The organism is Pseudonocardia sp. HH130629-09 (genome assembly GCF_001294645.1).
GTDB lineage: Bacteria > Actinomycetota > Actinomycetes > Mycobacteriales > Pseudonocardiaceae > Pseudonocardia.
The window spans coordinates 398,104-415,335 of record NZ_CP011868.1; the positions used below are offsets into that span (position 1 = coordinate 398,104).

The window sequence follows — 17,232 nt, forward strand, 5'->3', positions numbered from 1 at the left end:
TGAGGTGGACTTGAGGAAGGGCCGCGCACGGGGACAGCCGGGGTCACCGACGGTGACCCCGGCTGTCGCGGGAGTGAGCTCGTGGGGCCTCAGCCGGTGGCGGCCCGCACCTGGTTCTTGATGCGCGCCAACATCGCGGCGATGCCACGCAGCCGCAGCGGGCTGACGGCCTCGGCGAGGCCGAGGTCGGTGTAGAAGTCGTCCGGGACGGCCAGGACCGTCGCGGCGGGCTGCCCGTCGAGCCCGGTCATCATGATCGAGGCGAACCCGCGGGTGGTCGGCGCCTCCTTCGGCGCGGAGAAGAACAGGTGGACCGGCCGCTCGGCAGGCGGGTCGCCCGGGGTGCCCGCCACCTCGACCGCGAGGAACAGCGGCGACTGGCACTCGTGGACCTGCTCCATGGTGTCCGCGGTGTCGGCGTAGCGTTCGGGCAGGTCCGGCAGCTCCTGGGACAGCTCCAGCAGCAGCTGGAGACGGTCCTTCGGGCCGACCGCGGCGAAGTCCTCGACCAGCTCGGCCAGGTCGGGGGGAGTGTGCCGGGATCGCCGCTCACGCGGACCCGCGCTCCTGTCCCTGCACGATCGGCACGCGCACGGCGTTGCCCCACTCGGTCCAGCTGCCGTCGTAGTTGCGGACCCGGTCGAAGCCCAGCAGGTGGGTCAGCACGAACCAGGTGTGGCTGGAACGCTCGCCGATCCGGCAGTAGGCGACGACGTCGTCGGTGGCCGACAGCCCCTGCTCCTGCTCGTAGATGGCCGACAGCTCGGCACGGCTGCGGAACGAGCCGTCCTCGGCGGCGGCGCGGGCCCACGGGACGCTCGCGGCGCCCGGGATGTGCCCGCCGCGGACCGCGCCCTCCTGCGGGTAGTCCGGCATGTGCAGCTTCTCGCCGGTGTACTCCTGCGGGGACCGCACGTCGACCAGCGCCCCGCCTCCGGTCGACACGAGCCCCAGGTGGGCGAGCACGTCGTCCTTGAACGCGCGGATGCCGGAGTCGTCCCGCTCGACGACCGGGTAGTCGGCCTTCGCCGGGGTGGGCTTCTCGGTGACCATCTCGCGGCCCTCGGCGACCCACGTGGACCGGCCGCCGTCGAGCAGCCGCACGTCGGCGTGGCCGAACAGGGAGAACACCCACAGCGCGTAGGCGGCCCACCAGTTGTTCCGGTCGCCGTAGACGACGATCGTGGTGTCCCGGCCGATGCCGCGCTCGGACATGATCTTGGCGAAGCGGGTGCCGTCGACGTAGTCCCGGGTGACCGGGTCGTTGAGCTCGGTGTGCCAGTCGACCTTCACCGCGCCGGGGATGTGCCCGGTGTCGTAGAGCAGGACGTCCTCGTCCGACTCCACGACCACCAGCCCGGGGTCGTCCAGATGCTCCGCCAGCCAGGCGGTCGTGACCAGGCGCTCGGGGTGGGCGTACTCGGCGAGCTTCGGGTCGGGGTCGTGTCCGACAGTCATGGCCGCAGGGTAACCAGGTGCCCCGACACCCACACACGGGTCAGCTGCGCGGCGCCCAGAGGTCGACGACCGACACCCCGACCGCGCCCAGCAGGCGGCGCAGCAGCGGCAGGCTGATCCCGATCACGTTGGACGGGTCGCCGTCGATGCCCTCGACGAACCAGCCGCCCAGCCCGTCGAGGGTGAACGCACCCGCGACCGCCAGCGGCTCGCCGGTGGCGAGGTAGGCCTCCAGCTCGGCGTCGGTCGGCTCGGCGAAGCGCACCCCGGTGCCGGCGTGACCCTCGGCCTCCTGGGCGACCGCGCCGTCGGCCAGGCGCAGCACCGCGTGCCCGGTCAGCAGCTCCCCGGTGCGCCCGGCCATGGCCTTCCAGCGCCGCCGCGCCGTCTCCGGGTCGTGCGGCTTGCCGACCAGCTCGCCGCCGACGAGCAGCATCGAGTCGCAGCCCACGACCACGCAGTCACCGGTCAGCCGCTCGGCGACGGCGGCGGCCTTGGCCGCGGCCAATAGCGTCACCACGGCCGCGGGGTCGGCGTCGGGGTGCGTGGCGAGCAGGGCGTCCTCGTCGACGTCGGAGACCTCCACGGCGGGGTCGGCCCCGGCGGCGCGCAGGACCGACAGGCGGGCGGGGGAGGCGGAGGCCAGAACCAGACGCACGCCGGCAGACGCTACCGGCCCGCCGTCGCGGCGCCGTGGTCCGTCGCCGGGTCGGCGCTGCGGTCCGGCCCGGCGACCCGGTGCAGGCGCAGCGCCAGGTGCAGGTGGAACCGCCCCTCCGGGGTGCGCCAGTCCGGGCCCAGCAGGTCGTCGAAGCGTTCGAGGCGCTGGCGGACGGTGTTCGGGTGCACCGACAGCGCGTCGGCGGCCGGGGCGAGCAGCTCGCCTGCGGCGAACCAGTGCCACAGGGTGTCGGCCAGCCGGGTCCGCCGGCGCCGGTCGTAGTCGAGGACGGGGCCGAGGTGACGCCCGACGATCTCCCGCGAGGTGGTGCCGGTCCGGTCCCGGATCACCGCGCCGACCGCGCCGAGCGAGGCGAAGTCCGCGTGCCCGGTGGTGCGGCCCAGGGCGCGGGCCGCGGCGGCGACGTCGGCGGCCTCGGTGTGCGCCCGGCGCAGGTCCGACGGCCCGCCCGAGGGGCTGTGCGCGGCGCCGACGAGCACCGGAGTCCCGGCCGCGGCGAGCCCGTCGGCGACGAGTGCGGCCGCCCCGGTCCCCGTGCAGCCGGGACCGGTCGTCCCGGCGGAGGCGATCACGCACACGTGCCCGTCGTGCACCGACACCAGCCAGCGGCCCGCCCCGTCCAGGCCCCGGACCGCCCGCGCCGCGGTCACGGCACCGGCCGGGTCGACGTCGACGACCAGCACCGTCGCCGGGACGTCGGGGGAGATGCCGTACTGCGCGAGCCGGCTCCCCAGCGTCGGCCGCGGCGGCACCCGGCTGTCGACGAGCTCCTCGACCAGTGTGGTCTGGGCGGCCTCGTCGGCCTGGGCCAGCGCCCGCTCGACCAGCAGCGCGACCGTCATGAACGCCGAGGCGTGCGCCAGCCGGGCGACGGCGTCGTCGTCGGCGCCCTCCATGACCAGCGTCGCCAGGTGCTCGCCCGCGGTGGTGATCGCGAGCAGCGCGTAGGTCCCACCGCCGGGCAGGTGCGCGATCGCGACGCCGCCGGCCTGCTGGGAGGTGCGGACCGCCGCCCGCAGCCGCCACCCGGCCAGCTCCTCGGGGGTGAGCAGCCGCCGCCCCGTGCGCAACGCCCCGGACGGGTCGTGCAGGGAGAGCGGGTGCCCGACCGACTCGGCGAGCACCGCGAACACCCCGGCCGCCTCGGCGGTGGAGCCGGCCATCGCCCCCATCAGGCGTTCGTCGAGGTGCAGGAGGTGCTCCAGGCGCAGCCGGGCGCCGGGGGCCGAGCCGTCGTCGCGGGTGGTGCGCAGGCGGCGGATCTCCTCGCCGCGCCGGGTCTGCTCGAGTGCGACGGCGGCCTGCACGGCCATGTGCTCCAGCGCCGCCTCCGCGGCCGGGCCGAGGACGCGGGGCGCGCGGTGGGCCACCAGCAGTGCCCCGACCACCCGGCCGCCCAGGCGCATGGGGGCGCCCGCGATGGCCCGCACACCCTCGCCGCGCACGATCGTGTCGATCCCGGACAGGTGGTTGAGCGCCCGGTCGGCCAGGTAGTCCGCGGTCGCGACGGTGCCCGCGCCGGCCGCCGCGCGACCGAGCACCCCGGTGCCGAACGGCATCCGGATCGCGCGGTACTCCGGGGTGCGGACGCCGTCGGTCAGCTCGATGCAGGTCGTACCGGAGTGCAGGTCGTTGAGGCTGAAGTAGGCCATGTCCGCGCCGAGCAGCGCCCGGGTGCGGCGCAGGACGGCGCCGAGCATGACGTCCCGGTCGCCGACGTTCGCGAGGTCCACGGCCGTCTGCCCGACGGCCTGCAGGATCGCGTCATGGCTGGGCTCGGGGAACGGCGGAGCCGGCTTCATGCGCCCGACCCTATGTCTGTCCGCGCCATGTCCTGCGATCAAGACAGGCGCATACGACCATGGACGCCCGACCCCGGCTTCCCGAGACTGGCCCGGCGACGAACTGCCAGAACCCTCCATCGACGAAGGGACTCCTCATGGCCACGGCGAACAAGCTCAGTGTCATCCCCTGCGGGGCGATGCACGCCAATCTCCCGTTCCTGCTCCTCAAGCCCGGTGTCAGCATCAAGCCACGGTCCGAGAAGGACTCCCCGATCGACTGGGTGGAGGTGCCGACGCACTGTGTCCTCGTCGAGACCGACGAGGGCAAGCTGCTGTGGGACACCAGCTGTCCGTCGGACTGGGAGACCCGCTGGGCGCCGACCGGTCTGCAGGAGTTCTTCCCCTACGACCAGGTCGCCGACGACGAGTACCTGGACAAGCAGCTGCACAAGATGGGCGTCGGTCTCGACGAGATCGACTACGTGGTGCTCTCGCACCTGCACTTCGACCACGCGGGCAACGCCCAGATGTTCAAGAACACCAACGCGAAGATGATCTGCTCGGACAAGGAGAAGGAGTTCGCGCTCGGCTTCGAGGGCCCGTTCAACGGCGCCCACCTCAAGGCCGACTACGAGGGCATCGACTGGGAGATCGTCTCCGGCGACGTCGAGCTGCTCCCCGGTGTCAGCATGATCCAGACCCCCGGGCACACCCCGGGGTGCATGTCGATGCGCGTCGACCTCCCCGAGACCGGCACGATGATCTTCACCTCGGACGCGGTCTACATGGGCGAGAGCTACGGCCCGCCCGCCGCCCCCGCGGCGATCGTGAACAACCTGGAGGACTGGTTCTCCTCGGTGGAGAAGCTGCGCGGCATCCAGGAACGGACGAACGCGCAGATGGTGTTCGGCCACGACGCCGAGCAGATCCACCAGCTGCGCAAGGCGCCCGAGGGGTCCTACACCTGATGACGTTCGAGGTTCCGGAGTTCACCGAGGAGACGATCTTCACCTGGGGCGCGCCGCCGCTGAAGTTCGGCGCGGGCGCGATCGACGAGGTCGGCTTCGAGCTGTCGGCCTACGACGTGTCGCGGGTCCTGATCGTGACCGACCCGGGCGTGAACGCGCTCGGCGCCCCGCAGCGGCTGGCCGACAACCTGGCCCGCTACGGCATCGAGTCCGAGATCTTCGACGGTGTGCACGTCGAGCCGACCGACGACTCGATGAACAAGGCGACCGAGTACGCCCGTGCGCAGGGCCCGTGGGACGGCTTCGTCGCCGTCGGGGGCGGATCGGCGATCGACACCGCCAAGGCCATCAACCTGCTGACCAGCCACCCCGGCGAGCTGATGGACTACATCAACAAGCCGATCGGCAACGCCAAGGTCCCGCCCGGGCAGCTCAAGCCGCTGATCGCCGTCCCGACGACGGCGGGCACCGGCTCGGAGTCCACCGCGATGTGCGTGCTGGACATCCTGTCGATGAAGGTCAAGACCGGGATCAGCCACTGGCGGCTGCGCCCGACCCTGGCCGTCATCGACCCGCTGCTGACGATGACGCTGCCACCGCAGGTCACCGCGGCGGCCGGGATGGACATCACCTGCCACGCGCTGGAGAGCTACACGGCGCGGTACTACACGACCTTCGACCGGAAGAAGCCCGAGGAGCGGGTCACCTACTGCGGCTCCAATCCGGTCTCGGACCTGTGGTGCGAGAAGGCGATGTCGTTGCTGGCGAAGTCGTTCCGGGCGGCGGTGCAGCGCGGCGCCGAGGACGTCGAGGCCCGTTCGGACATGATGATGGCCGCGACGTTCGCGGGCATGGGCTTCGGCAACTCCGGGGTGCACATCCCGCACGCCAACGCCTACCCCATCGCGGGCATGGTCAAGGACTACCGGCCGCAGGGCTACCCGCAGGACGAGGCGATGGTGCCGCACGGGGAGTCGGTGTCGCTGACGGCGCCGGAGGCGTTCCGGTTCTCCTTCGACTCCGCGCCCGAACGGCATCTGCGGGCCGCGGAGCTGATGGACCCGCGGGCGGACAAGGCGAACGACCCGCGGGAGCAGCTGCCCGGGGTCCTGACCCGGCTGATGCGCGACATCGGCATCCCGAACGGCATCGGCGGCGTCGGGTACACCGAGGCCGACGTCCCGGACCTGGTCCCCGGCACGATGAAGCAGCAGCGGCTGCTCGCGACCTGCCCGCGGACCCCGACCGAGGACGACATCGCCGACATCCTCACGAAGTCCGTGCAGAACTGGTGACCCCGTCCGCCGGCGGCCCGACCCGGGCCGCCGGCGGACGCCGAGGAGAGAGCAGCAGATGCCGATCTACGTCTTCCGGTGCGGGTGCGGAGCCCGCTTCGAGCACCTCGCGTCCATGTCGGACCCGACGACCCCGCCGTGCCCGGTCTGCGGCGACGGCGCGACGAGCAAGGTCCCGGCCGGGTTCGCGCTCGGCGGCCAGGCCAGCCCCGGCCTGTCCAAGGACGAGATGCCCCAGACCTGGCGCGGGGTCTACAACGGCAACTCCGAGTACATCGACTCGATGCGCCGGACCTGGGACCAGCGGCGACGGCTGGAGGAGAAGTACCCGGAGATCGCCGGGGACCAGCGGCCGATCCTGGCGCACGAGGGCAAGTACCACGACGTCCCGCTGCGGGCCGGCGACATCCAGCTGGGTGGCACCGCTCCGATGCCCGGCGCCGGCGTGGCCGCGAAACAGGGCCACGGTCACGGACATGGCCACGGCCACACCCCCGCACCCCCCACCACGGGCACCTCCGACTGACCCCGGACCCCGTCGGCAGGGGGTGTGGACACGGGGGTGTCCGGGTCAGCGGCCGGTCAGGCCGTGGCGGTAGGCGTAGCCGACGGCCTGGGCGCGGTCGCGCAGCCCGGTCTTGGCGAACAGGTGGTTGACGTGGGTCTTCACCGTCGCCTCGCCGACCACGAGCCGCCTCGCGATCTCGGTGTTGGACAGCCCGTCGGCGATCAGCCCGAGCACCTCGACCTCGCGCGGGGTGAGCCCGTCGGGCGGGTCGACCGGCGCCGGCGGGGCGGTCGTCGCGCGGGCGGCGACCAGCCGGGACAGCACGCCGGCGTCGACGGTGGACACGCCGCCGGCGGCCGAGCGCAGGGCCCGGCCGATGGCCTCGGCGTCGGCGTCCTTGGACAGCCAGCCCGAGGCGCCCGCGGCGATCGCGTCGACCACGGCGTCGTCGTCGACGTAGGTGGTGAGCACGACGACGGCGGTGCCCGGGTGCTCGTCGCGAACCCGGCGGGTCGCGGAGACGCCGTCGCCCGCGGGCATCCGCAGGTCGGTGAGCAGCACGTCCGGGGCCAGCTCGGCGACCCGGGCGAGGGCCTCGTCGCCGCCCGAGGCTGTGCCGACGACCTCGATGCCGTCGAGCAGGCCCAGGACGGTGGCGAGGCCGTCGCGCACGATCCGCTGGTCGTCTGCCAGTACCACCCGCAGGTCGCTCACGTCGTGATCCTCTCGCGGTCCGGGGAACGGGCGGGCAGCCGGAGCCGGACCCGCCAGCCGTCCGGGGTGGGGCCGGTCTGCAGCTCGGCGCCGACGAGCGCCGCCCGCTCGGCCATCCCGGTCAGCCCGGAGCCCTCGCCGTCACCGGGCGCCGGCGGCGCCCCGGCGACGTCGACGACCTCCAGCTCGGCGCCGTCGCCGTCGCGGCGCAGGCGCACCGTCACGGGGCCGCCGGGGGCGTGCTTGCGGGCGTTGGACAGCGCCTCCTGCGCGGTGCGTAGCACGGTCTCGCCCTCCCGCGCGCCGAGCCGCAGCCCCTCGGCGACCTCGACGGTCGCGTCCGGGTGCGCCCGGCCGAGCTCGCGCAGCTCCTCGGCGACGTCGACCGGCGTCGGTCCCTCCCGTAGCGCCCGCACGGCGCGGCGGGCCTCGGTGATCCCGTCGGAGGCGAGCCGCTGGGCCCGTTCGATCTGGGCGACCGTGTCCGGCGCCGCGCCGTCGCGCAGCGCCATCAGCCGAGCACCCTGGAGCTGGACGGCCAGCGCGGACAGCGAGTGCGCCAGCACGTCGTGGACGTCGCGGGCGACCCGGGCGCGGTCGGCGATGGCCTCGGCGCGGGCGTGCTCCTCGCGGGCCCTCGCGTCGGCGACGAGCGCCTGCTCGTGCTCCTCGAGGCGCCGGGTCGAGTCGCGGCGGCCGAGCCCGAACAGCACCATCGCGGTCAGCGCGGTGACCACCAGCAGCGCCTCCCAGAGGGAGTCGTAGGGACCGACGGCGATCGTGGTGGCCGCGATGAGCGGCACGTCGACGAACAGCGCGGTCCGGTAGGGCAGCCGCAGCGCGGCCACGAACACCGCCAGCATCGGGAAGGCCGCCGAGGTGGTCCAGCCGTCGGACCCGGCCAGCAGGGCGATCCCGCCTCCGCCGAGCGCGAGGCTGGTCAGCACCGTCGCGACCGGCGGCATGTTCCGGTAGAGGCCGAAGGCCACCCACCCGGCGACGGCCGGGACGAGCCCGGCGTAGAGCCAGGGCGGCGAGACCTGCTGGCCCGGTGACCATTACAGCAGGAACAGCACGATCGGCAGCCACACCAGTGACAACAGCCGTCGGGGGACCCCGAACAGCGGCGACCGGTCGGCCTCGACGCGACGGGCCGCGTGGGCGGTGGGCGTGCTCACCGTTTCACTCTGACACAGCAGCCGGGCCGGGCGGGACGGTCAGGCCACCGTGCGGGCACGGCACGGCGCGGCTCGGCCGGCCGGACCGGCAGCCCGGCCGCGTCCACCCGGTGGCGCAGGACCAGGCTCTGGACCAGCAGGCTCCCGCCGAAGACCAGCGCCGACGACGTCGACAGCAACAGCCCGGCGCCGACGGCCCCGCCGAGCACCCCGGCGCCGACCCGCACCCCGATGGTCAGCACCCAGGCGACCAGCAGCGTGGCCGAGCCGCTGCGGTACGCCCAGCCGTCGCGGGTGCCGAGGCGGAAGGCGTACCCGCGCAGCACCCCGAGCCCGGCCGTCAGCACCAGCTCGGCGGCGAGCAGGCCCACCCCGGCCGCGGTGACCTCGGGGTGGGCCTGGGCGAGGGTGAGCACCCCGATACCGACCAGGATGAGCGGGAGCTTCACGTCCCGTGATCCGCCGACGAACTGCCCGCGGAACTGCCTGTAGAGGACCAGGCCGACGATCGCGACCGTGATGACGAGGGAGGTGGCGTCCATGGGGAGAACGATCTCTCCGCGGGGCCGGTCGTCGCGTCGGCGCCGGGGTCGATCCCGGGTGGACGCGCGCCCTCCACCTCCGGGAGGACCGCGCCCGGCCCCGGGCACCGTGGTGTGCCGGGGACCGGGCGTCGGCCGGTGGCGCGTACGCGGGTCAGCGTGGGAGGCCGGAGGCGCGCCACGCGCCGGGGCCCGCGTGCAGCGGGGCGCGGAGCCGGGCCGCGGGGTGCGACCACAGGTCCGGCGTCCGCGGCGGGGCGGGCGGCCCACCGGCGCTCGCCGCGGCGGCGACCACGGCGGTCAGCGCGGCGAGCTCGCGGGCGTCCGGGGTGCCCCGTACGACCCGGAACAGCGCGCGGCGCTCCTCCGGGGTGGCCTCGGCCGATTCCTGCGTCTCCTGCGGCTCGCCCATCAGAGCGGGATGTTCCCGTGCTTGCGGGTCGGGCCCTGCTCCCGCTTGGTGGACAGCATCCGCAGCGCCCGGCCGACGTAGCCGCGGGTGTGCGACGGCGGCACGATCGCGTCGATGTAGCCCCGGTCGGCGGCGATGTAGGGGTTGCAGAGGGTGTCCTCGTAGTCCTGCTGCAGCTCCGCGCGCTTGGCGGCGAGCTCGTCGCCCTCCAGGCCCTTGAGCTCCTTGCGGTAGAGGATCGACACCGCGCCCTGCGCGCCGGTGACCGCGATCTGCGCGGTCGGCCAGGCGATGTTGACGTCGGCGCCGAGGTGCTTGGAGCCCATGACGTCGTAGGCGCCGCCGTAGGCCTTGCGGGTGATCACGGTGACCTTGGGGACGGTCGCCTCGGCGTAGGCGTAGATCAGCTTCGCGCCGCGGCGGATGATGCCGTTCCACTCCTGCTCCGTGCCCGGCAGGAAGCCCGGCACGTCGACGAAGGTCAGGACCGGGATGTTGAACGCGTCGCAGGTCCGCACGAACCGCGCGGCCTTCTCCGAGGCGTCGATGTCGAGGCAGCCGGCGAACTGGGTCGGCTGGTTCGCGACGATGCCGACGCTGCGGCCCTCGACGCGGGCGTACCCGATCACGATGTTCGGCGCCCAGAGCTCCTGGACCTCGAGGAAGTCCTCGTCGTCGACGACCCGGTTGATGACCTCACGGATGTCGTACGGGGTGTTCGCCGAGTCCGGGATGAGGGTGTCGAGCTCGCGGTCGGAGTCGATGATCCCGTCCTCGATCGACCCCTCGACGGGCTCGCTCGCCGGGAACGACGGCGGCTCGGACAGGTTGTTCGACGGCAGGAAGCTCAGCAGCTGCTTGACGTAGTCGAGCGCGTCGGCCTCGTCGCCGGCCAGGTAGTGGGCCACACCGGACTTGGTGTTGTGGGCCCGGCCGCCGCCGAGCTCCTCCATGTCGACGTCCTCGCCGGTGACGGTCTTGATGACGTCCGGGCCGGTGATGAACATGTGGCTGGTCTCGTCGACCATGACCGTGAAGTCGGTGATCGCGGGGGAGTACACCGCGCCGCCCGCGCACGGGCCCATGATCAGCGAGATCTGCGGGATCACGCCGGAACTCGACACGTTGCGGGTGAAGATCTCGCCGTAGAGGCCGAGGGCGACCACGCCCTCCTGGATGCGGGCACCGCCGCCGTCGTTGATGCCGACGACCGGGCAGCCGATCTTCGCGGCCACGTCCATGACCTTGACGATCTTCTCGCCGTAGACCTCGCCCAGCGCCCCGCCGAAGACGGTCGCGTCCTGGGAGAACACCGCGACCGGGCGGCCGTCGATGGTGCCGGTGCCGGTCACGACGCCGTCGCCGAACGGGCGCTTGGCCTCCATCCCGAAGTTCGTGGACCGGTGCCGGGTCAGGGCGTCCAGCTCGACGAACGAGCCGGGGTCGAGCAGCTGGTCGATCCGCTCACGGGCGGTCTGGCGCCCCTTCGCGTGCTGCTTCTCGACCGCGGACGCCGAACCGGCGTGGACCGCGTCATCGAAACGCTGGTAGAGGTCGGCGAGTTTGCCGGCCGTGGTGTGGACGTCCGGCTCGGCGCTTCCGTCTCCCGGGGTCGCCATCGGCTCCGTTGCGGCGCTCATGAGATCGGAGCCTAACCCGCAAGTAGCGTCGGTCCGGGCGTGACGTCCGACGCAGCCGACCGGGTGGCCGTCCCCGGACACCGTTACCGATCCGTGCACCCTCCGCGGGCCCCGGCGGGTCGCGGTGCCGTTACGGTGCGCGGTGATGACGACCGGGACGAATCACGGTGACGGGGATCCGCTGGACCCGTACGCCCTGCGGACTGCCGTGCTCCGTCCCGCCGGGGGCTGGACGGCGCTCGACGTCGTCGCCTCGACCGGATCCACCAACGCCGACCTGCTGGCCGAGGCCGTGCGCGGTGCCCCGGACCGCTCGGTGCTGATCGCCGAGGACCAGGTGCGCGGCCGCGGCCGCCTGGACCGTACCTGGCTCTCGCGGCCCGGGGCGGCGCTGACGCTGTCGGTGCTGTGGCGCCCGGAAGGCGTGCCCGCCGACCGGCTGGGCTGGCTGCCGATGCTCGCGGGCGTCGCGCTCGCCGACGCGATCACCGAGCTCGCCCCGGACGTGCCGGTGGCCCTGAAGTGGCCCAACGACCTGCTCGTCGGGACGACGCGGGGCAAGGCCGCGGGGATCCTCGCCGAGATGACCGCGGTCTCCGGCGGCGGCCCGGGGATCGTGCTGGGCATCGGGCTCAACGTCTCCACCCCGGCCACCGACCTGCCGTGGGGCGCGACCTCGCTGGCCGCGCACGGGTTCACCGCGACCCGCGCCGAGACCGCGACCGTGTTGCTGGGGCACCTGTACCGGCGCGAGGCACAGTGGCGGGACGCCCACGGCGACGCCGACGCCTGCGGCCTGCGCCGCGACTACCGGTCGGCCTGCGCCAGCCTCGGCTCGCGGGTCCGGGTGGAGCGCCCGGCCGGGGACCACCTCATCGGGACGGCCGAGGACGTCGACCCGCAGGGCCGGCTGCTGGTCCACCCGGACGGCGGAGCCCGCGTCGCGGTGGCGGCCGGGGACATCGTCCATCTGCGCGCGGCCGACCAGCCCTGAGTCACCCACTGCGCTGACCTGCGACGCAGCCCCCGCGCGTCGCGGTGGCGGCGGGCGCCCTTCGCCCTACCGTGGGGACATGGCGTCCCCCGACAGCGCTCTGGACCGGGCACTGGACCGGGTTCTCGACGAGGGCGAGCGCGTCGTGCTGCTCGGGCACCCGCACTGGCGGCTGGGTCTGCGCCCGGCCGTGGTGCTGGTCGGGGTGAGCGCCGCCGCCGGGTTCGGCGCCGCCGTCGTCCGGCTGCAGCCGTGGGCACCGTGGGCCTGGCTCGTGCTCGGGGTGCTCGCCGCGCTCGTCGCGGTGCGCTGGACGCTGCTGCCGATCGCGCGCTGGCGCGCCACCCTGCTGGTCGTCACCGACCGGCGGTTCCTCGTCCGGGAGGGTCTGCTCGTCCGCGACGGTCTCGACGTGCCCATCGACCGCATCGACTCGGTCCGCGTCCGGACCGGCGCCGCGGGACGGCTCTTCGGCCACGGCACCCTGCTGCTCGACGTCGCCGGGGAGCGGCTGCGGTTCACCGACGTCGCGGGCGTGGAACGGGTCCAGGCGCGGCTGCACCGCGAGATCGGCCTGCTCGCCGAGCGGCGCCGCGGCCACGAGAAGGCGAGCGAGCACACGGCCCGCCGCGCTCACGCCGACGCGGTCGTGCGGGGCAGGATGGAGGCTCCCGCACCGCAGCGAGAGAGGGCGTCCCTGTGAGCAACGGTCTACCCACGACGGTGCGCGACCCCGTGCTCCCGGAACGCGTCGAGATCTACGAGGTCGGCCCCCGCGACGGGCTGCAGAACGAGAAGACCGTCCTCCCGGTCGCGGTGAAGGCCGAGTTCCTCGACCGGCTCGCCGACGCGGGCCTGCGCACGCTGGAGGCGACCAGCTTCGTGCACCCGAGGTGGGTGCCCCAGCTCGCCGACGCCGCCGACCTGCTGGCCGTGCTCGACCGACGCGCCGGCCTCGACTACCCGGTGCTCACCCCGAACGAGCACGGCCTGGACCGCGCGATCGAGGCGGGCTGCGACCACGTCGCGGTGTTCGCCTCGGCCACCGAGACGTTCGCGAAGCGCAACCTCAACCGCACGCTCGACGAGCAGTTCGCGATGTTCGAGCCCACCGTCACCCGCGCGGTGCGCGAGGGCCTGCGGGTGCGGGCCTACGTGTCGATGGTGTTCGGCGACCCGTGGGAGGGCGGTGTCGACCCGGACCAGGCCGCCGCCGTCGGGGCCCGGCTGATGGAGATGGGGTGCGACCAGCTCTCCCTCGGCGACACGATCGGCGTCGCCACCCCGGCGCACGTCGGCGCGGTGCTCGACGCCTGTGCCGCCCGCGGGGTCGGCGTCGAACGGCTCGCGGTGCACTTCCACGACACCTACGGCCAGGCGCTGGCCAACACCCTCGCCGCGCTGCGGCACGGCGTGACCACCGTCGACGCCAGCGCGGGCGGCCTGGGCGGCTGCCCCTACGCCGGGTCCGCGACCGGCAACCTCGCCACCGAGGACCTGGTGTGGATGCTCGACGGGCTCGGCATCGACCACGGTGCCGACCTGGCGAAGCTGGTCGACACCAGCGTGTGGATGGCCGGGCACCTGGGCCGGCCGTCGCCGTCGCGGGTGGTCACGGCGCTGTCGGCCTGACCGCGGGCACCCGCTCGGGCTCAGCCGCGCAGCACTCCCAGCACCGCGTCGTGCAGCAGCCCGTTGCTGGTCAGGCCGTGTCCGCCGGACCAGGTCGGGTTCCCGGCCAGGTCGGTCAGCCGCCCGCCCGCCTCGGCGACGACGGCCGCCGGCGCCGCCAGGTCCCACGGGTTCGCCGCGGGCTCCACCGCGACGTCGACGACCCCCTCGGCGACGAGCACGTGCTGCCAGAAGTCCCCGAACGCGCGGGACTCCCAGCAGGCCTCGGTCAGCGCGATCCAGCCCTCCCGCGACGCCGGGGACGGGTCGGTGCGGAAGGTCTCGGTGTTGGTGGTCGACACGTAGGCGTCGGCGACGTCGGCCACCCCCGACACCGCGATCCGCTTCGGCGTCCCCGACGGCAGGTCGCGTGCCCAGGCCCCGGCCCCCGCCGAGCCCCACCAGCGGCGGTGCAGCGCCGGCGCGCTCACCACACCCACCGTCGGCACGCCGTCGACGACGAGCGCGATCAGGGTCGCCCACGCGGGCACCCCGCGGGAGAAGTTCTTCGTCCCGTCGATCGGGTCGATCACCCAGCCGCGGCCGTGCGCGGTGTCGGTGGACCCGCCGCGCTCCTCGCCCAGGATCGCGTCGCCCGGGCGCTCGTGACCCAGCGCGGCCCGGATCGCGTCCTCGGCGGCGGTGTCGGCGTCGGTCACCGGGGTGCGGTCCGGCTTGCGCTCCACCCGCAGGTCGGCGGCCCGGAACCGGGGCAGTGTGATCGCGTCGGCGAGGTCCGCCAGGCGCAGGGCGAGATCCAGGTCACCGGGCTCGGCGGGCACACATCGCTCGGGGTTCACGTTGGGCGAGCATGCCAGCTCGCACCGCCACCGTGCCCGGGGCCCGGAGCCCTATGCTCGGTGAAATGACCACAGTGGTTCTGGCCGAGGACGACGCGGCGATCGCCGAGCCGCTGTCGCGGGCCCTGCAGCGCGAGGGGTACGACGTCGACGTCGTCGCCGACGGCGTGGGCGCCGTCGACCGCGTCACGCGTGCCCAGGTCGACCTGCTCGTGCTCGACCTCGGGCTGCCCGGGATGGACGGCCTGGAGGTCTGCCGGCGGGTCCGCGCGACCCTGCCGGACCTGCCGGTCCTCATGCTCACCGCCCGCACCGACGAGGTCGACTTCGTCGTGGGGCTCGACGCCGGCGCCGACGACTACGTGTCCAAGCCGTTCCGGCTGGCCGAGCTGCTGGCCCGGGTGCGGGCGCTGCTGCGCCGCCGCACCCAGGACGTCGTCGAGGTGGACGGGCTGCGGATGGAGCTGTCCGGCCGCCGCGTCCTGCTCGACGGCGAGGAGGTCTCGCTGGCGAACAAGGAGTTCGAGCTGCTGCGGGTGCTGATGATCCACGCCGGTCAGGTCGTGACGCGTGAGGAGATCCTGCACGCGGTCTGGGGCGACGCGGACATGAAGTCGTCGAAGACGCTGGACATGCACATGTCGTGGCTGCGCCGCAAGATCGGCGGCGAGAAGCGGATCGCCACCGTCCGGGGCGTCGGCTTCCGGTACAACTCGGACTGAGGTCGCCGTGCGCCGCCGGATCCTGATCTCCACCCTGCTGACGGTGGCGCTGACCGCGCTGTTCCTGGGCGGTCCGCTCGCGCTCGCGACCTGGCAGCTCGTCGAGGACTTCACCCGTGCCGAGCTGACCCAGCGCCTGGAGCAGGTCACCGAGACCGTCGAGGAGTACGGCACCGGGCCGCAGTCGCAACAACTGGTGGAGGCGGCGATCCCGCCGAACTCGCGGCTGGTCGTCGTGCCGCCGGACTCCGCCCCGATCGTCTACGGCGTGGACCGGGTCGACGAGCCGGTGACCGAGTCGCTGCCGTTCGGGCCCGGCGGGATCATGGAGCTGTCCCAGCCGACCTCGGTGATGCGCTCCCAGCAGACCCAGGTGGTGGCGGTCGTCGTGCTGCTGGTCGGGTTCTCCGTCACCGTCGGCACCGGGGTCGCGGTGTACACCGCCCGCCGGCTGTCCGACCCGCTGCGTGACCTCGCGGCCCGTGCCGCCCGCCTCGGGGCGGGCGACTTCCGCCGGTCCCCGGCCCGCTACGACATCGCCGAGCTCGACCGGGTCTCGGAGGTCCTGGACTCCTCGGCGACCGCGCTGTCCCAGCTGCTGCACCGCGAACGGTCGCTGGTCGGGGACGTGTCCCACCAGCTGCGCAGCCGGATCACCGCGCTGCAGCTGCGCCTCGACGAGCTGGCCTGCCACCCCGACCCGGACGCCCGCCGCGAGGCCAACGCGGCCCTGGAGCAGACCGAGCGGCTCACCGCCGTCCTCGACGACCTGCTGGAGTCCGCCCGCGCCGCACGGGCGGTCGGGGCCGAGCCGGTCGACCTGGCCGAGGCCGTCGCCGACGCCGAGCGGGAGTGGCGCGGTCCGCTCACCGCGGCCGGCCGGTCGCTCAGGGTGCGGGTGCCCGAGGGGCTGCTCGCGCGGGTCACCGCGGCCCGGCTGCGCGAGGCGATCGGGGTGCTGGTCGACAACGCCCTGCAGCACGGCGAGGGCACCGTCACGATCGCGGCCCGGGAGGGCGAGAACGCGCTGCTGGTCGAGGTGTCCGACACCGGCCCGGGGGTCCCGGAGGACCTGGTCCCGCACGTGTTCGACCGCGGCATCTCCGCGCAGTCCTCGACCGGTCTGGGGCTCGCGCTGGCCCGGACGCTGGTCGAGGCCGACGGCGGGCGGCTGGAGTTGTCGCGGGCCCGGCCGCCGGTGTTCCGGCTCTACCTGCCCGCGGCGCGCACCGACGACGTCGCCGCCGCCGCGCCGGTCCCGGACCGGACCGGACCCCGTTAGGGGCGCGGTTCCTGCTCCACCGGGGCGGGCGGGGGCTGACGCCGCACGAACTGGTCCGGCCACACGAACCGGCGGAAGGCCCACCAGCGGAAGGCCATCCCGACCAGGGTGCCGACGATCTGCCCGGCCACGAAGTCCGCGGACTCCTGGGCGACCAGCGAGACGAACGGCACCTGCAGCTCGAAGACGTAGCGCGAGACCCACAGCGGTGCCGAGTACACCGCGACCCCGATCCCGCTGATCACGAAGAACAGGAGGGCCTCGTGGTGCCGCTCCCGCCCGCCGCGGGTCCGGAAGGACCATTCGCGGTTCAGCACGTAGGACACCATCGTCGCCACCAGCACCGCGATCACCTTGGCGGTCACCGGCTTGTCGGCCAGCACCGTGGCCTTCAGCACCAGGAACACCACCGTGTCGATGACCCAGGTGCTGCCGCCGACCATCAGGAACTTGATCAGCTCACGGTGTTTGATCGCCTTGTCACGGTACGGCTGGGGGATCCTGGCGAGCGTCGCCTCCACCACCGTCACGGGATCGATCGTGCCAGATTAGGCTCCCGGTCTCGTGGAGAGGGTTGACGCG

Annotated in this window: 19 protein-coding genes; 8 read left to right on the forward strand and 11 right to left on the reverse strand. The window is 73.9% G+C overall.

All coding sequences use genetic code 11. The features are described 5' to 3' along the window. Positions 1-89: 89 nt before the first annotated feature. Genes XF36_RS01890 through XF36_RS01905 form a run of 4 tightly spaced genes read right to left on the reverse strand, consistent with a single transcriptional unit; the run spans position 90 to position 3,942 of the window. Positions 90-521, reverse strand: a complete 432-nt coding sequence (locus tag XF36_RS01890; RefSeq protein WP_060710635.1) for a SufE family protein — start codon at positions 519-521, stop codon at positions 90-92. A 28-nt stretch (positions 522-549) separates the two neighbouring features. Next, positions 550-1,458 (reverse strand): sulfurtransferase, encoded by a 909-nt coding sequence (locus tag XF36_RS01895; RefSeq protein WP_060710636.1) that lies wholly within the window; start codon positions 1,456-1,458, stop codon positions 550-552. A 40-nt stretch (positions 1,459-1,498) separates the two neighbouring features. Beyond that, positions 1,499-2,116, reverse strand: coding sequence for a Maf family protein (locus XF36_RS01900; protein ID WP_060710637.1), 618 nt, complete (start codon positions 2,114-2,116; stop codon positions 1,499-1,501). A gap of 11 nt (positions 2,117-2,127) precedes the next feature. Beyond that, on the reverse strand, positions 2,128-3,942 hold the full coding sequence (locus tag XF36_RS01905) for a helix-turn-helix domain-containing protein (protein ID WP_060710638.1): 1,815 nt from the start codon (positions 3,940-3,942) through the stop codon (positions 2,128-2,130). A gap of 137 nt (positions 3,943-4,079) precedes the next feature. Between XF36_RS01905 and XF36_RS01910 the strand changes: the two genes are divergently transcribed. The 3 genes from XF36_RS01910 to XF36_RS01920 are packed head-to-tail and all read left to right on the forward strand — an operon-like array spanning position 4,080 to position 6,713. Continuing rightward, the gene (locus XF36_RS01910; protein WP_060710639.1) at positions 4,080-4,892 is read left to right on the forward strand and encodes an N-acyl homoserine lactonase family protein; all 813 of its coding nucleotides are present in this window, start codon (positions 4,080-4,082) and stop codon (positions 4,890-4,892) included. After that, complete coding sequence (locus XF36_RS01915; RefSeq protein ID WP_060710640.1) at positions 4,892-6,187, forward strand: hydroxyacid-oxoacid transhydrogenase; 1,296 nt, start codon at positions 4,892-4,894, stop codon at positions 6,185-6,187. Before XF36_RS01910 ends, XF36_RS01915 begins: the two co-directional genes overlap by 1 nt. 58 nt (positions 6,188-6,245) lie before the next feature. Next, complete coding sequence (locus XF36_RS01920; protein WP_060710641.1) at positions 6,246-6,713, forward strand: FmdB family zinc ribbon protein; 468 nt, start codon at positions 6,246-6,248, stop codon at positions 6,711-6,713. A gap of 45 nt (positions 6,714-6,758) precedes the next feature. On the opposite strand, the gene XF36_RS01925 is transcribed toward XF36_RS01920, so the two are convergent. The 5 genes from XF36_RS01925 to XF36_RS01945 all read right to left on the reverse strand — a co-directional run bounded on the left by XF36_RS01925 (position 6,759) and on the right by XF36_RS01945 (position 11,181). Beyond that, positions 6,759-7,409, reverse strand: coding sequence for a response regulator (locus XF36_RS01925; protein WP_060710642.1), 651 nt, complete (start codon positions 7,407-7,409; stop codon positions 6,759-6,761). Then, positions 7,406-8,398, reverse strand: coding sequence for a sensor histidine kinase (locus XF36_RS01930; protein WP_060710643.1), 993 nt, complete (start codon positions 8,396-8,398; stop codon positions 7,406-7,408). Before XF36_RS01930 ends, XF36_RS01925 begins: the two co-directional genes overlap by 4 nt. 185 nt (positions 8,399-8,583) lie before the next feature. Further along, positions 8,584-9,129: a hypothetical protein gene (locus XF36_RS01935; RefSeq protein WP_060710644.1), complete on the reverse strand. Its 546-nt coding sequence runs from the start codon at positions 9,127-9,129 to the stop codon at positions 8,584-8,586. A 154-nt stretch (positions 9,130-9,283) separates the two neighbouring features. Continuing rightward, entirely contained in the window at positions 9,284-9,541 is a 258-nt protein-coding gene (locus tag XF36_RS01940) for an acyl-CoA carboxylase epsilon subunit (RefSeq protein ID WP_060710645.1), read from the reverse strand. Continuing rightward, the gene (locus XF36_RS01945) at positions 9,541-11,181 is read right to left on the reverse strand and encodes an acyl-CoA carboxylase subunit beta (protein ID WP_060710646.1); all 1,641 of its coding nucleotides are present in this window, start codon (positions 11,179-11,181) and stop codon (positions 9,541-9,543) included. The genes XF36_RS01940 and XF36_RS01945 overlap by 1 nt, the downstream gene beginning before the upstream one ends. Before the next feature lie 145 nt (positions 11,182-11,326). Here XF36_RS01945 and XF36_RS01950 point away from each other — a divergent pair, with 145 nt between their 5' ends. The 3 genes from XF36_RS01950 (at position 11,327) to XF36_RS01960 (ending at position 13,807) form a co-directional block, all read left to right on the forward strand. Beyond that, positions 11,327-12,175 (forward strand): biotin--[acetyl-CoA-carboxylase] ligase, encoded by an 849-nt coding sequence (locus tag XF36_RS01950; protein ID WP_060710647.1) that lies wholly within the window; start codon positions 11,327-11,329, stop codon positions 12,173-12,175. A 79-nt stretch (positions 12,176-12,254) separates the two neighbouring features. Continuing rightward, positions 12,255-12,878 carry a PH domain-containing protein gene (locus XF36_RS01955; RefSeq protein ID WP_060710648.1) on the forward strand — a complete coding sequence of 208 codons (624 nt, stop codon included), beginning with the start codon at positions 12,255-12,257 and terminating at the stop codon, positions 12,876-12,878. A 32-nt stretch (positions 12,879-12,910) separates the two neighbouring features. Continuing rightward, positions 12,911-13,807, forward strand: a complete 897-nt coding sequence (locus XF36_RS01960; RefSeq protein WP_238589069.1) for a hydroxymethylglutaryl-CoA lyase — start codon at positions 12,911-12,913, stop codon at positions 13,805-13,807. A gap of 20 nt (positions 13,808-13,827) precedes the next feature. Here the strand turns inward: XF36_RS01960 and XF36_RS01965 are convergent, their stop codons facing one another. Continuing rightward, entirely contained in the window at positions 13,828-14,646 is an 819-nt protein-coding gene (locus XF36_RS01965) for an inositol monophosphatase family protein (RefSeq protein ID WP_051050249.1), read from the reverse strand. Positions 14,647-14,711: 65 nt separating this feature from the next. Here XF36_RS01965 and XF36_RS01970 point away from each other — a divergent pair, with 65 nt between their 5' ends. Next, on the forward strand, positions 14,712-15,368 hold the full coding sequence (locus XF36_RS01970; RefSeq protein ID WP_043279754.1) for a response regulator transcription factor: 657 nt from the start codon (positions 14,712-14,714) through the stop codon (positions 15,366-15,368). A gap of 7 nt (positions 15,369-15,375) precedes the next feature. Beyond that, on the forward strand, positions 15,376-16,650 hold the full coding sequence (locus XF36_RS01975; protein ID WP_020625225.1) for a sensor histidine kinase: 1,275 nt from the start codon (positions 15,376-15,378) through the stop codon (positions 16,648-16,650). On the opposite strand, the gene XF36_RS01980 is transcribed toward XF36_RS01975, so the two are convergent. Next, positions 16,647-17,180, reverse strand: coding sequence for a GtrA family protein (locus XF36_RS01980; protein WP_060710650.1), 534 nt, complete (start codon positions 17,178-17,180; stop codon positions 16,647-16,649). The genes XF36_RS01975 and XF36_RS01980 overlap by 4 nt on opposite strands. Between the last annotated feature and the right edge of the window lie 52 nt (positions 17,181-17,232).